Origin of the sequence: uncultured Amnibacterium sp., from assembly GCF_964250715.1 — a bacterium.
Taxonomy (GTDB): domain Bacteria; phylum Actinomycetota; class Actinomycetes; order Actinomycetales; family Microbacteriaceae; genus Amnibacterium.
Window position 1 is genome coordinate 105,198 of record NZ_CAXUGX010000001.1, and the last position, 13,849, is coordinate 119,046.

Below are 13,849 nucleotides of genomic sequence, written 5' to 3' on the forward strand. Positions count from 1 at the left end.
GCTTGCGCGCCCGCGCCCACTCGGCGGATGAGGGGCTCTGTCTTCATCCCGGTCTACATCCGCTTCGACGCCTCGCGCTTGGGGTTGATGGGGTGTCGTTGCATGCGGTGTCGGGGCAGTGGTGGTCCCTTCCAGCCTTTCGGTACCAGGTGTGGCTGCTTCGCGTGGAGTCGGATCTCGTGCCGGCCGGTGTTGTGGATGAGGTGGTGGTGGTGGCTGCAGAGCAGTACCCCGTTGTCGATGTCGGTGGGTCCGTGGTCGCGGTGCCACCAGGCGATGTGGTGCGCGTCGGTCCAAGCGACCGGTGCGGCGCAGCCGGGCCAGGCGCAGCCGCCGTCCCGTGCGGCGAGCGTCTTCTTCTGTGCAGGAGTGAACAGGCGATTCGAGAGCCCCAGGTAGAGGGGCTCGCCCTGCTCCCCGGTGACCAGGAGTCGTGCCCGTCCGTCGCACGCGATCCGCTCGACGGTGGGGACGGGGAGACGCGCGAGGATCCCGGTCGGCCAGCCACCCCCGGTGCGCTGCTCCAACTCGGTGGCGGTGACATGCACGACGACCTCATGAATCGCCTTACTCCCGACCGTCCCGTCATTCTCCGCCTGGACTCCGGCGGTGACGATCGCGGCGAAGGTGTCGAAGTCGTACTGCGTCGTGGTGTGTTGGTCGCCGTCGGTTTCGCGCCAGGTGGATTCCAGATCCTCGGCGTCCTCGCCGCCGGGTGGCTGGTAGGTCATCTGCACACCACGCCGGTGTGCTTGGAGTGCTTCCCGGAGGAGGGCGGCGACCTCGGGGGTGGCGCGTCCGGCGAACGACGTCAACCCGTCGATCCCGAGGCGTCCGAGCCGGAACGCACGCTTCTGCCGTCGTGCTTCGTCGGCGGGTTCGGTCCCATCGGGATCCAAGTACTCCGCCCATGTTGCGGTCTGTACTGACAGCAGGTCCGGGGTCAGGATCCCGGCGGCTTCGCTCAGTTGGGCTTCGGCGATCTCGAGGTTCTCGACCGTGGTCCGCTTCCGCACGGAGTTCAAGGTCTCCACCACCAGGCGGGCTGCTTCGATCCCGACCTCGCCGGCGTTCACGGCGGCGGTCATCACCGGGTACCGGCCGGGCAGCTCATCCCCGGTCAGGCCGAGGCGGGGCAGCAGCGCGGTGCCGACGCCGATGCGGCGTTTGGCTTCCTTCGTCCCGATCCGGGCGACCGTGGAGACCAGGTCCGCGCCATCGCGGGCGTCGTACTGCTCGGCGAGACCATTCGGGCTCAACTGCACCCGGGACCGCCACTCCACCTCCGCGGCGGCACGGACCCGGCGGGCATCGACGACCCGACCGATCGCCTCCCACCCCTCCACCGCAGCAAGCACCTCCGCATCCGTCGCAGTCCGAGACAGCACGGGTGCAGCGAGCACCGCGGCGAACGCGCCGTCGAGCGCTTCGCGGGTGGTAGCTGCTGACTGCATACCTGCACTCAACCACCCACCACCGACACTCCCTGCGGGACGAAGAAGCACTCCGGACCAGCGGAACTTCGCCTCGCATCCCGGCGCGTCGACTCCTCCACAGGCCACGTCCGCGACGACTTCTCCACAGCCCTCCGAAACCTGGCACAGGTACCGCGCGAGCGAGCGCGCAGCGCAGACGAGGAAGGCCCGCCCCGCGAGTGCGGGACGGGCCTCCGTCGTGCTGTGGTGCTGTGTTCAGTGGACCTGGGTCAGCTGAGCTTGATGGTGATCTTCGCCACGCCGACCAGCAGGGTGTCGGTGACCGCGGTCGTGCCGAACGTCTTGTTCAGCAGGGCTGCAGCGTCCGGGGAGACCAGCACGCGGGTGCCCTCGAGCACGCCGTTGCCGTCGCTGTCCTTCGACAGCGGCTTCACGGTGTTGCCGTCCAGCGTGAACAGCGTGGCGCCCTTGACGACCGACTTGCCGTTCAGCGACACGTCACCGGAGAGGTGCGAATTGTTGCCCGGGTCGATGACGAAGTTGGTCAGTTCGACCTTCTTGCCGCCGGCGGTCAGGGAGATGCCGGAGCCGTCGTGGTCGACCTCGCCCTGGACGAACGGACGGTAGGCCTTGGTCGGGTCGAAGTACTTGATGTTGCCGCCCGTGATCGGGAACGTCAGCACACCTGCCTTCGAGAGCGTCGCCGTGCCGACCACGCCGGGCGTGAGCTTCAGGGTGGTGAGCGCCTTCAGGAAGCCGGCGTCGAGCGTGACCTGGGTGTGCACGCCGGTCAGGCTCGGGAGGTCGGCCACCGGCGTGGGCGTGGCGTCCGGCGCCGGAGCGGAGGACGAGGGAGCGGCGGACGATGCTGCCGCGGCCGAGGAGGACGGGGACGAGGACGCCGGCTCGGAGCAGGCGGCCAGCGAGCCGACCAGCAGGCCGGCGGAGGCGAACGCAAGAACGCTCTTGGTGATGGTGCGCATGTGCTGTGTCTTCTTTCGGTCGACCGGGCTTCCGGTGCGGAAGCGGGCGACCGTCGTGTGAGTTCCGGCCGATCCGCAGTTGGCAGGTGTTCGGTGAGGGCCCCCGAATCGCTTGGGTCTGATCGACAAGACTCAGGAACGGGAGCGGGCGGACAGCGTGCTCCGGTGGCGGAATAGTGCTCCGACCAGGCAGATCACTCCGGCCCCGACGAGCCAGAGCGGAACCGCGATCGACGGCCCCGTCAGCTGAATCAGGGTCAGCACGAGCGCGACGGCGAACCACTCCCATCGGCCGGTCATCGCGATGAAGGGCACGAGCAACAGGCCGTACCAGCCGTATCGGGGACTCGCGAGCAGCAGCGCCGCCCCGACGATCACGAGCTGCGCGACGAACGGATCGCCCCGCTGCGCGCGGATCGTCGCAACCACGACGACCGCTGCCAGCAGCAGCGCCGCGGCGGGCGTCACGAGCGGCGGCGGCAGCACGGCCGCCAGCACGGCGGACCTGGTTCCGGAGTCGTAGCCCTCCTCGTTCAGGTACCCCGGCAGGTACCCCAGCACGCGCGAACCGCTCGCGAGCACGTACGGCACATAGAGCAGAGCGACGGTGAGCAGGGCGGCGAGGCCCACCCGCAGGGGCGATCGCTTCAGGATCGGCGGAGCGACCAGCAGCGGGGTGAGCTTGACCGCCACGGCGAGGCCGAGCAGGACGCCGCCGAGTACAGCGGTGCCGCGCGCCGCGAGCAGGCGTGCACCGCGCCCGGCGCCGCGCGCGACGAGCAGGCTCGCCCCGAGCGCGAGGGCTGCACCCAGCAGGTCGATGTGCGAATTGGTCACTCCCTCCGCAGCCACCAGCGGGCACCAGCCCCACAGGGCTGCCAGTCGCGGGTCCCGGCCGCGGCGGCGCAGCGCGGCCAGCAGCACCGCGGTCGTGGCCAGCATCACGAGCAGGCCGAGCGCCTGCATCGGCCAGTACTGCGCGGAGACCGGGACGATCGCGCGGACCGCGGCGTACACGATCTCGGCCGCCGGCGGATAGATGGTGGGCACCTGCGGCCGGTTGATGACGGTGCAGATCGTGCCGGGGGCGCCGATCTGCTGAGTCGGATGGGCCTCACCGATCGAGCCGGCCGGATCCCCGGGGCAGACGGGGCCGGCGGCCGTGATCACCGGCGCAGGGAAGAGCCACTCCGGTCGCAGCCGGGCCAGGTGCACATCCGCGGGGACGTAGGCGTAGGGCGAGATTCCGGCTTTCTGCACGATGCCGTCCCAGGCGTAGCGGGCGGAGTCGGTGGTCGTGTCGGGCGGTCCGGCGATCGCAGCCCCGCCGATCGCTGCGGTGCCGATCAGCACCAGCGCGGGCACGGCGCGCAGGGGCACCCGGCGCAGCAGCACGACCGCGACGCCGAACAGCACCCAGCACGCGCCGAGCAGCAGCAGGTACGTCGTCGCCCGGCCCGCATGCTGATAGGGGAGCGCCGCGACGATGAACGCCGTGAGCGCCGTCAGTCCCGCGAGGACCGCGGCGACGGCGGCGACCACCGGCCCCGAGGCTCGCCGGGCGACGGCGACCGCGGCCGCTGGCGTCTGAGGCGCCGGTCGCACCGCCTCATCCTGCCGTGCCGCTCCGAATACCCCTTGTGCCGCTCCGACTCCCTGACCCGCCGGTGCGGCATGGTGGGAGTGTGCGCCACGGCGAGAACATATGCCGTGGCGGACATGGGCACCCGGGGATGACGCCGTGAGGCGCCTGCTCGGCACCGCGCGCCTCTCGCTGGCGAGCCCCGCCCGGCATCCGCGCACGGCCGTGGTGATCGGCCGGCTGCTGGGCGTCGCGTTCCTCACCTGCTTCGCGACCGGCCTGTACAGCCACCTGATCCAGAACCCGCTGCCCGGCGAGGCGTTCTTGACGCGGCCCGTGTGGATCTACCGGGTGAGCCAGGGCCTGCACGTGACGACCGGGATCGCCTGCATCCCGCTGCTGCTCGGCAAGCTCTACACGATCTTTCCGCTGCTGTTCAAGTGGCCGCCGGTGAAGACGATCGGATCGCTGCTGGAGCGCGCCTCGATCGCCCTGTTCGTCTCGTCGTCGCTGGTGCAGCTGGCGATCGGCCTGGTGAACACCTACCAGTGGTACCCGTGGCACTTCGGGTTCCGGCAGGTGCACTACGCGCTCTCGTACGTGATCATCGCCTCCCTCGCCATCCACATCGCGGTGAAGCTGCCGGTCATCCAGCGGTGGTGGACGAAGCAGGCGAGCGTCGACGCGCAGGGCGAGCTGCTGCCGGTGGGCGACGGCGAGGGGGAGTCGGCGCGGCCGGTGCCGGCCGACGAACGGCCGCGCGGCGTGACCGGACTGCTGATGCGGCTGATCGACACCCCGCCGAAGCCGTCGCCGAAGGTGAGTCGCCGCACGGTGCTCGGCGCGGTCGGCGTCACGACGGCAGCCGCAGTGGTGCTGACGGCGGGGCAGACGGTGCCGGCGCTCGACGCCGTGAACGTCTTCGCGCCGCGCAAGCAGCGCTACGGGCCGCAGTCGCTGCCGGTGAACAAGACCGCGAGGTCGGCCGGAGTGATCGACGCGGCACGCTCCCCGGACTGGCGGCTGTCGGTGCGCGGGCCCTCCGGCACTCTCCGATTCACGCTGGATGAGCTGCGGGGCATGCCGCAGACCAGCGTCACCCTGCCGATCTCGTGCGTGGAGGGGTGGAGCACGAACGCCGACTGGCGCGGGGTTCGGTTCTCGCACCTCGCGTCGCTGGTCGGCGGCTCCGGGCGGGAGTTCGTGGTGCGCAGCATCCAGAAGGGCGCGTACAGCGTCTCGATGCTGCAGCCCGCGTTCGTGCGGGATCCGCTCACCCTGGTGGCGCTGGAGCTGAACGGCCAGATCCTCGACATCGACCACGGGTATCCCGCGCGGCTGATCGCGCCGGCCCGGCCCGGGGTGCTGCAGACCAAGTGGCTGCGATCGCTGGAGGCGCGATGAACCGCTCCGTCCCCGCCCAGGTGCTGCGCCTGCTGCTCGTGCTGGCCGGAGCCGTGCTCGCCGTCGTGGTGGCGCAGGTCCGACGGCGGCCGCGGGCCGTTTTCGACGTGGATCCGACGGTGCAGGAGGGGCCGGATGGGTCGGCGCGGAAGGGGCTGGGCGCGGTGCAGGCGGCGCGACCGGTCGCCCGAACCACGCAGGCGGTGCGCGGCGTCCTCATCGGCATCGGGGTACTGGGACTGGCGTGGTCGGCGTACGTGCTGACGCAGACCGTGCCGCCGCAGGGAGCGCTGAACGTCGCGATCTGGCTGGCGGCCGCGATCGTGCTGCATGACGGGGTCCTGTCGCCGCTCGCGTTCGGCGCCAACTTCCTGCTGCGCCTCGTCGGCCGGCGCGTCCCGGCGGCCGTGCTCGCGGTCGTCCAGGTGGCGGTCGTCGTCGGAGTGGTGCTGACCCTGATGGTGCTGCCCGAGATCAAGGCGAAGGCGCTGGGCCCGCGCAATCCCTCCGTGGTGCCGCTGGACTACACGCTGAACCTGGTGGTCATGTGGGTCGTGCTCGCGATACTCGCCGGGATCGTGAGTGTGATCGTGCTGCGGGTGCTCGACCGGCGCTCGCCCGCCCACCGCGGACCCCGCGGTTCCGGCCCCGCGGCCCGACACCGCGGCGCCCATCCCCGACTACGGAGTTCCATCCCAACTACGGAACTGCCTACCTGACGACGGAGAATCCGGCGCCGAACGCGGCGTGTCGCTCGGAGTCTCCGTAGTTGTGCAGGATCTGCGTCACTGGGAAGGGTCATCCGCCGCGCCGCCCTGCACCACTTTCGGCCTCCGCGCCGCCGTGCAGCACTTTCAGCGCTTCGCACCGCCGTGCAGCATTTCGGCGCTTCGCGCCGCCGTGCAGCATTTTCGGCGCTTCGCGCCGTACTAGGACTATGAGCAGTGTCGGAGTGCTGTGCGCGGAGAGGACCCGGATGCCCGAGACGGCGGACGCGGACTTCGCGCGCTTCGTCGTAGCGCAGGGCCCACGCCTCGTGCGCCTGGCCACGCTGCTGACCGGCAACCGCTTCGACGGCGAGGACGCCGTGCAGGAGGCGATGATCGCGCTTCGCCGAGCCTGGCCGAGGGTGCGCCCCGGCACGGCGGCTGCCTATGCGCGGAAGGCGGTGGTGCGCAAGGCGCTGGACGTGATCGCGGGCCGGCGGGAGGTGGCGGTGCAGGACGTGCCCGACACGGCGGTGTTCGATGCCCGCCTGCTGCGCTACGAGGAGGATCGCGCGTTCTTCGAGCGGCTCGCGTCCGTGCCGGGTCAGCAGCGCGCGGTGCTGGTGCTGCGCTACTACGCCGACTTCGACGACCGCACGATCGCGCGCCTGCTGCACTGCACCACGAGCACCGTGCGCAGCCAGGCCGCCCGCGCGCTGCGGCGGCTGCGTCGCGAGGCGCTGGCACGCGAACAGACCGAAGGAGCCGAGCGATGAACCATCAGGATCGGACCACCGAGGGCCAGATACATGCCCACGATGGCATGCACGCCGAGGACCGGCAGAACGTGGAGCGGCTACGGCGGCTTCGGGACGACGGCCGCTGGCTGGACGAGCCGTACGTGCAGCGCGACCGCAGCACGCGACGCTCGTGGCGGACCTGGTTGCCGGTGCCGATCGCTGCGGTGGCGACGCTCGCGATCGTCTTCGGAGCCGTGGCGCTCAGTCGCCCGGCACCCGTCTCGGACCGTGGTCCGGCGGCTCCGGCGACAGGTGCCGCTGCGGCAGGGAACGCCTCGCAGACGGTCGTGCCGTGGGCCCCGCTTGCGGCGCTGCCGGCGCGATCCTCGACTTCCGCAGCACCGACTTTCACTCCGAAGGGCAGTGGCCCGCTCAGCGCCCTGACCGCCGCCATCGAACTGCCGGCCACCCTGCACGCCGGCGTGACGACGGACTATACCGTGCGACTGACGAACTCGACCGGCACGGCGATCGCGCTGACGCCCTGTCCCAGCTACACCCAGATCGTCCTCGGCGCGCCGCAGAGCGCCGCCAACCGGCCCGCCGGCTCCCGGTTCCGCCTGAACTGCGCCTCCGTCGGGTCACTCGCCGCGGGTGCGAGCGTGACCTTCGCGATGCGGGTCACCATTCCGGCGGACGCGCGGGGCGAGACGAAGGTCACCTGGTCCCTCGAGTCGCCGGGCGCCCCCAGCGTCGTGGCGGAGCGCCCGGTCACGCCCTGAGCGGGTCCAGCAGCGGCGTCCGGTCGCCCTAAAGCTGTGGGGTGTCGAAGTCCTCCGAGGCGACGCGGGAGCAGGACAGCAGGACAGGGTCCCGACAGCAGGTTCGTGGTCGACCACCAGCCTGCGATCGGGACCTGGTCCTGCTGACGGGACGGACGGATGGACGGGAGTGACGGGACGGACAGGTGGGTGGGGACGGGCGGGCGGGGGAGCGTCAGCGGCGGCGGAAGCGGCTGAAGGTGCGCTCGCCCACCTGCCAGGTCGCATCGACGTCGAACCCGGCCGTCGTCGCCAGTGCCGCCAACGGGTCGGCCCCCAGTTCGGTCCAGGGGAAGGAGTCGCTGCGGCCGCCGGTCGCGTCGACCAGCGTGCCGAGGAACGTGCGGTCGTGCGCGGGAGTCGGGTGCGTCTCCGCCACCAGCATGCCGCCGGGGCGCAGCAGGTCGGAGCAGCGGGTCAGCAGCGCCGCGACCGCGCCGCCGATGCCGATGTTGCCGTCGAGCAGCAGCACCGCACCCCAGCGGCCCTCGCGCGGCAGCCGATCGAAGACGGAGCGACGCAGCACGGGCAGGCCGGCGCTGACACAGACCTCGACCGCCGCGTGGGCGACGTCGATGCCCATCGCGTTCAGGCCCGCGTCCAGGGCCGCGCGCACCATGCGGCCGGGTCCGCAGCCGATGTCGAGCACCGGCCCTTCGAGTCCGTCGAGGGTGCGGCGGTCGGTGGAATCCGCGGCGGCGGACCAGCGGTCGAAGGCCAGCGCGTGGTCCGTCGAGGGAGCCTCGTGCTCGGCGACCAGGTAGAGGGCCCGGCCCGCTCCGCTGAGCGCGGCGGTCCAGGGTTCCTCGCCGCCGGCGCCGAAGGTGGGCGTTGCAGACGCCGGCCGCTCGCGTGCGAGGACAGAGGCGAGGGCCACGTGCGACCGCGCCGGCATCGGGGGCACCGCGCTCACGATGCGACCGGCTGCAGGCGCTCGACCCGCGGCAGTTCGGCGTCCAGCAGTTCGGGCCGCAGGAGTCCGGTCCGCAGCAGCTCGGGCCGCAGGAGTTCGGCATGCAGCGCCGCGGTGAATGCGGAACCCGGCAGCAGCGCCGCCACCTGACGGGCGGAGTCGATGGTGTCTACATCCGTGACCACCGGCAGGTCGCGCACCCGCAGCCCCGCTGTGGTCAGCCGCGCCCGCTGCTCCGCTCCGGTTGCTGCGAGCGACATGCCGACGCCCCGGATCAGGTCGCCGCGCGGTCGATCCATGCCCAGGGCCCAGAACCCGCCGTCGGTGGCCGGACCGAACCAGGCGTCGGCGCCGGAGTCGTCGTCCAGCACGGACTGCAGCACATCCCGCTCGAGCTGCGGCGTGTCCATCCCGATCAGCAGTGTCCGGTCCGTCATCGCGTCGAACAGGGCCGCCAGCCGAACGTCGAGCGTGCCGGCCGGCTGCTGCAGCACATCAAAGTCCGCCGCCGCCGCCGGAGGCGCCCCCTGCAGAAAGAGCACATGCCGGTCGGCGCGGACGGCACGCGCGGTACGCAGGGTGGCTTCCAGACTCGCCGCGGCGACGCGGGCCGCGCCGGCCGGGCTGAGCGGCGGGGTCAGGCGCGTCTTCACGGCTCCGGGCAGGCACTCCTTCGCGATGACGACAAGAGTGCTCACGCAGATTGGTTCGGCGCGGACGGCGTTTGCGCCTGGTCGCCGGCGTGAGCCGCAAGCGCGACCCGCATATCGCGGATGGCGGTCAGCGTGCCCCGCAGCGTGCCGGTGACCTTCGACCGGCCCACGCGCGGCCGGTACGGCACGCCGATCTCGCGGACGCGCCAGCCCCGAGCGGCCGCCGCCAGCAGCATCTCCAGCGGGTAGCCGCTGCGCCGATCCGTCAGGCCCAGGTCCAGCAGATCCTGGCGCCGCGCGACCCGCATCGGCCCCAGGTCGTGGATACGCAGGCCGGTGGCCCGGTGTACGCGGGCGGCGAGGGCGCGGTTCGCCAGCCGGGCATGCAGGGGCCAGGCGCCGCGGGAGGCGGGTAGGCGGCGGCCCAGCACCAGATCCGCGGTGCCGTCCTCCACCAGCCGGATCAGCGCGGGCAGATCGGCGGGATCCAGGGAGGCGTCCGCGTCGCAAACGGCGACGAGCGGAGCGGTCGCCGCGGTGATCCCGGCGTGCACTGCGGCGCCGAAGCCGCGCCGCTCCTCCGTCACGACCAGGGCACCGAGGTCCGCCGCGATCGCCGCGGAGCCGTCCGTCGACCCGTTGTCGACGACGATCGCCCGCACCCCCCCCGGCAGCCGGCCGAGCACCCAGGGCAGCGCGCCCGCCTCGTCCAGGCACGGCAGCACCAGGTCGACCGCGATGGATTCCTCGGTCATGCGTCCGAGACCGCCGGACGCAGCGGTGCTGTCGCGAACTCGGCGACGCCCTGCTCGAACGGAACCGGATCCGGCACGTCCAGTTCGCGGCGCAGGCGGGCGGAGGAGGCGGTGATGTGCCGCACGTCGCCCAGCCGGTAGCCGCCGGTGACCACGGGCTCCGGCCCGCCGCGCGTCCGGCTGAGGGCGGCCGCCAGGTCCCCGATCGTGTGCACCGCGCCGCTGCCGACATTGAACGGCCGCACCGTGCCGGCCGGTCGCTCGGCCGTCCACGCCAGTGCCGCCACGTTCGCGGCGGCGACGTCGCGCACGTGGACGAAGTCGCGGCGCTGTCGCCCGTCCTCGAGCACCGTGGGCGCCTCGCCCCGCTGCAACTGCGAGCGGAACAGGCTGGCCACCCCGGCGTACGGGGTGTTCTGCGGCATGCCGGGGCCGTAGACGTTGTGGTACCGCAGCGCCGCCACCCGGCCGCCGGTCGCGCGGGCCCATGCCGACGCCAGATGCTCCTGTTGCAGTTTCGTCGCCGCGTAGACGTTGCGGGGGTCCATCGGCGCGTCCTCGTCCACGAGTTCGGGGTCGAGCGGCGCTCCGCTGACCGGGTCGAGCGGCTCGAACCGGCCGGCGTCCAGGTCGGTGACGGCCCGGGGCGGCACGCGCACCGGCATGCCGCCGCTCGAATACGCGCCCTCGCCGTAGACGACCATCGACGAGGCGAGCACCAGGCGGTCGATGCCGCGCTCGGTCATGCCCGCCAGCAGCACCGCGGTGCCCAGGTCGTTGGACCGCACGTAGTCCGGAGCGTCGCGGAAGTCGACGCCCAGCCCCACCTTCGCGGCCTGGTGGCAGACCGCGGTGACGCCGTCGAGGGCCGCGGCGACCGCTGCGGGGTCGGCCACATCGCCGATCCGCACGTCCATGCCGTTCGCTGCATGTATCGCTTCGCCGTGCACGTCCGAACGCAGGGAGTCGAGGATCCGCACCGCCCAGCCGGCCGAGACCGCCGCGCGGGCGACCTCGCCACCGATGAAGCCGGCCCCGCCGGTGACCAGCAGCAGCCCGCTCATCGCAGGACGCTCAGCGCGACCCGGATCGTAACAACCCGGATCACGGCACGACCGGGCGCGTGAGCACCTGCTGCACGGCGTCGTCGGCGATGCCCGTGCGAGGCTCGAAGTCGTCTGGGACCCCCGCCACCACCGCGGCGATGGCCGTCCGGATGACCGGCTGGGCGTCGGCGAGCCGCCGCAGCACCAGCTCGCCGGAAACCGCATCCGCGTGGCCGCGCTCGACGGCGGCGTCGCTGTCCGTGACGAAGGACAGGTTCACGGTGCCGATGCCCAGTTCCAGGGCGAGCGGTACCTCCGGGGCCAGGGTCATGTTGATCGTGTCGCCGCCCATCGCCGCGTACCACCGCGACTCCGCCCGGGTCGAGAAGCGGGGACCCTGGATGACGACGGCGGTGCCGTGGTCGAACAGGGGCACCGCCTGCTGCCCGAGGGCGTCAACCGCCAGCGCGCGCAGTGCGGGATCGAAGGGGTCGGCAGCCGCCAGGTGCTCCACGCGGCCCTCGTCGAAGAAGGTGCTGTCGCGCCCGGTCGTGCGGTCCACCAGCTGATCGGTCACCACGAAGGTGCCGGGAGCCACGTCTGCACGCAGCCCGCCGACGGCTGAGGACGTGACCAGTGCCCGCACGCCGAGCGACGCCAGCGCCCAGATGTTGGCGCGGTAGGGGATGCGGTGCGGCGGCAGGGTGTGGCCGGAGCCGTGCCGGGTGAGGAATGCGACGCGGCGGCCGCCCAGCGTGCCGACCGTGATCGGCGATGAGGTGGGCCCGTAAGGCGTGGCGATGTCGCTCTGCGCGGCGTCCTCGAACAGCGAGTAGAGGCCCGACCCACCGATCACGCCGATCGTCGCCGGTGCGTCCGATCCAGCGGTCACACGGCTCACCCCCTCGGCGTCAGCAGGCGCTCGGCCGGCGTCGTCCCGACCTGATTCTCCCAGGTGTTCGGTGCGGATCACCCGGGCGACTGCAGGGCACCCGCCGGCGCCGCCTACCCTTGGGTTCTCGTGGCACACCTGGTCGGCGCGGAGCGCATCCGCCTGGAGTATCCGACCCGGGTCGTGCTCGACGAATTGAGCCTGGGTATCGAGACGGGCGACCGCATCGGCGTAGTCGGCCGCAACGGCGAGGGCAAGTCGACGCTCTTCGGCATCCTCGGCGGCACGATCGCGCCGGACGACGGCCGGGTCACCCGGCGGGGCGGCGTGACCATCGGGATGCTCGACCAGCGCGACGCGGTCTCGGGCGAGACCGTGCTCGCGGCCGTCGTGGGCGCGCGGGCCGAGCACGAGTGGGCGGGCGACCGCCGCATCCGGGATGTGATGACCGGGCTGCTCGACGGGCTGGACCCCCTCACCCCGCTGGACGACCTCTCCGGCGGCCAGCGCCGACGGGTCGCGCTCGCCGCGCTGCTGGTCGGCGACTGGGACGTGCTGATGCTGGACGAGCCCACCAACCATTTGGACCTGGAGGGCGTGCGCTGGCTGGCGGCGCACCTGCAGGCCCGCTGGGCCACGGGGCAGGGGGCGCTCGTCGTCGTCAGCCACGACCGGTGGTTCCTGGATGCGGTCTGCACCGCGATGTGGGAGGTGCACGACCGCACCGTCGACGCGTTCGAGGGCGGGTACGCCGCGTATGTGCTGCAGCGGCTGGAGCGCGATCGGCAGGCGAACGCGATGGAGTCGCGGCGCCAGAACCTGCTGCGCAAGGAGCTGGCGTGGCTGCGCCGCGGCGCTCCCGCGCGCACGTCCAAGCCGAAGTTCCGCTTGGATGCCGCCAGCGAGCTGATCGGCAACGAGCCCGATCCGCGCGACGGCGTGCAATTGCAGCGGATGGCGACCGCCCGCCTGGGCAAGGACGTGGTCGACCTGCTCGACGCCTCCGCCGGCTACGGCGACGCGCCCGTGCTCCAGCACGTGGAGTGGCGCATCGCGCCGGGCGAGCGCACCGGGATCCTCGGCCGCAACGGCGCCGGCAAGTCCACGCTGCTCGCCCTGATCGACGGAGCGCTGCAGCCCTCCGCCGGTCGGGTGAAGCACGGCAAGACCGTGCACATCCGCCGGCTGACGCAGCAGTTGGAGGAGTTGGCCGGCATGGAGGACGAGCGCGTCCGCGACGTGCTGGCCACGATGCGCACCGCCTACCGGGTCGGCACCACCGAGTTGAGCCCGTCGCAACTGCTCGAGCGGCTCGGCTTCCCGAGCGCCCAGTTGTCCAGCCGTGTCGGCGAGCTGTCCGGCGGGTGGCGGCGGCGCCTGCAGTTCCTGCTGATCCTGCTGGACGAGCCGAACGTGCTGATCCTGGACGAGCCGACGAACGACCTGGACACCGACATGCTGACGGCGATGGAGGACGTGCTCGACTCCTGGCCGGGCACCCTGATCGTCGTCTCGCACGACCGGTACCTGATCGAGCGCGTCACCGACCAGCAGTACGCGGTGGTCGGCGGCCGGTTCCGGCACCTGCCCGGCGGCGTGGACGAGTACCTGCGGCTATCAGACGCTGTCGCGGGCGAGTCGGGCCAGAGCGCGGTGGCGTCGGCCACCGCGGCGTCCCGGCTGGGCGGAGCGGAGCGGCGCATGCTGGAGAAGGAGGTGGCGTCGCTCGACCGGCGCCTCGCCCGCGCGGCCGACGGCATCCGGGCCGAGCACGACGCCCTTGCGTCCCACGACCAGGCCGACTACCCGGGCCTGGAAACGATCGCCGCCCGCCTGCGCACCCGCGAAGCGGAGCAGGCCGCCCTGGAAGCCGCCTGGCTCGCGGCCGCGGAGCGCCTGGAACAGGCCGGCTGACCA

At 72.4% G+C, this 13,849-nt stretch carries 13 protein-coding genes; 5 read left to right on the forward strand and 8 right to left on the reverse strand.

Annotated elements, in window-relative coordinates; all coding sequences use genetic code 11:
- Positions 1-53 precede the first annotated feature (53 nt).
- The 3 genes from ACFE7H_RS00490 to ACFE7H_RS00500 form a co-directional block, all read right to left on the reverse strand.
- The gene (locus ACFE7H_RS00490) at positions 54-1,454 is read right to left on the reverse strand and encodes a DUF222 domain-containing protein (RefSeq protein WP_375399231.1); all 1,401 of its coding nucleotides are present in this window, start codon (positions 1,452-1,454) and stop codon (positions 54-56) included.
- 251 nt (positions 1,455-1,705) lie between these two features.
- On the reverse strand, positions 1,706-2,419 hold the full coding sequence (locus tag ACFE7H_RS00495; RefSeq protein ID WP_375399232.1) for a hypothetical protein: 714 nt from the start codon (positions 2,417-2,419) through the stop codon (positions 1,706-1,708).
- A gap of 132 nt (positions 2,420-2,551) precedes the next feature.
- Positions 2,552-4,024 carry a glycosyltransferase 87 family protein gene (locus tag ACFE7H_RS00500; RefSeq protein WP_375399233.1) on the reverse strand — a complete coding sequence of 491 codons (1,473 nt, stop codon included), beginning with the start codon at positions 4,022-4,024 and terminating at the stop codon, positions 2,552-2,554.
- 136 nt (positions 4,025-4,160) lie between these two features.
- Here ACFE7H_RS00500 and ACFE7H_RS00505 point away from each other — a divergent pair, with 136 nt between their 5' ends.
- From ACFE7H_RS00505 to ACFE7H_RS00520, 4 genes are all read left to right on the forward strand, one after another.
- Positions 4,161-5,405, forward strand: a complete 1,245-nt coding sequence (locus ACFE7H_RS00505) for a molybdopterin-dependent oxidoreductase (protein WP_375399234.1) — start codon at positions 4,161-4,163, stop codon at positions 5,403-5,405.
- Positions 5,402-6,124 (forward strand): hypothetical protein, encoded by a 723-nt coding sequence (locus ACFE7H_RS00510; protein WP_375399235.1) that lies wholly within the window; start codon positions 5,402-5,404, stop codon positions 6,122-6,124. Before ACFE7H_RS00505 ends, ACFE7H_RS00510 begins: the two co-directional genes overlap by 4 nt.
- Before the next feature lie 257 nt (positions 6,125-6,381).
- Entirely contained in the window at positions 6,382-6,888 is a 507-nt protein-coding gene (locus ACFE7H_RS00515; RefSeq protein WP_375399236.1) for a sigma-70 family RNA polymerase sigma factor, read from the forward strand.
- On the forward strand, positions 6,885-7,634 hold the full coding sequence (locus tag ACFE7H_RS00520) for a hypothetical protein (protein ID WP_375399237.1): 750 nt from the start codon (positions 6,885-6,887) through the stop codon (positions 7,632-7,634). The genes ACFE7H_RS00515 and ACFE7H_RS00520 overlap by 4 nt, the downstream gene beginning before the upstream one ends.
- 214 nt (positions 7,635-7,848) lie before the next feature.
- Here the strand turns inward: ACFE7H_RS00520 and ACFE7H_RS00525 are convergent, their stop codons facing one another.
- Genes ACFE7H_RS00525 through ACFE7H_RS00545 form a run of 5 tightly spaced genes read right to left on the reverse strand, consistent with a single transcriptional unit; the run spans position 7,849 to position 11,932 of the window.
- Positions 7,849-8,586, reverse strand: coding sequence for a class I SAM-dependent methyltransferase (locus tag ACFE7H_RS00525; protein WP_375399238.1), 738 nt, complete (start codon positions 8,584-8,586; stop codon positions 7,849-7,851).
- Entirely contained in the window at positions 8,583-9,284 is a 702-nt protein-coding gene (locus tag ACFE7H_RS00530; RefSeq protein ID WP_375399239.1) for a DUF2064 domain-containing protein, read from the reverse strand. Before ACFE7H_RS00530 ends, ACFE7H_RS00525 begins: the two co-directional genes overlap by 4 nt.
- Positions 9,281-9,994, reverse strand: a complete 714-nt coding sequence (locus ACFE7H_RS00535; protein WP_375399240.1) for a glycosyltransferase family 2 protein — start codon at positions 9,992-9,994, stop codon at positions 9,281-9,283. Before ACFE7H_RS00535 ends, ACFE7H_RS00530 begins: the two co-directional genes overlap by 4 nt.
- A complete protein-coding gene (locus ACFE7H_RS00540; protein ID WP_375399241.1) occupies positions 9,991-11,058 on the reverse strand; it encodes an NAD-dependent epimerase/dehydratase family protein in 1,068 nt (355 codons plus the stop codon). Before ACFE7H_RS00540 ends, ACFE7H_RS00535 begins: the two co-directional genes overlap by 4 nt.
- Before the next feature lie 40 nt (positions 11,059-11,098).
- Positions 11,099-11,932 (reverse strand): MTAP family purine nucleoside phosphorylase, encoded by an 834-nt coding sequence (locus ACFE7H_RS00545; protein WP_375399242.1) that lies wholly within the window; start codon positions 11,930-11,932, stop codon positions 11,099-11,101.
- A gap of 129 nt (positions 11,933-12,061) precedes the next feature.
- Between ACFE7H_RS00545 and ACFE7H_RS00550 the strand changes: the two genes are divergently transcribed.
- Positions 12,062-13,846: an ABC-F family ATP-binding cassette domain-containing protein gene (locus ACFE7H_RS00550; protein WP_375399243.1), complete on the forward strand. Its 1,785-nt coding sequence runs from the start codon at positions 12,062-12,064 to the stop codon at positions 13,844-13,846.
- Positions 13,847-13,849: the final 3 nt, after the last annotated feature.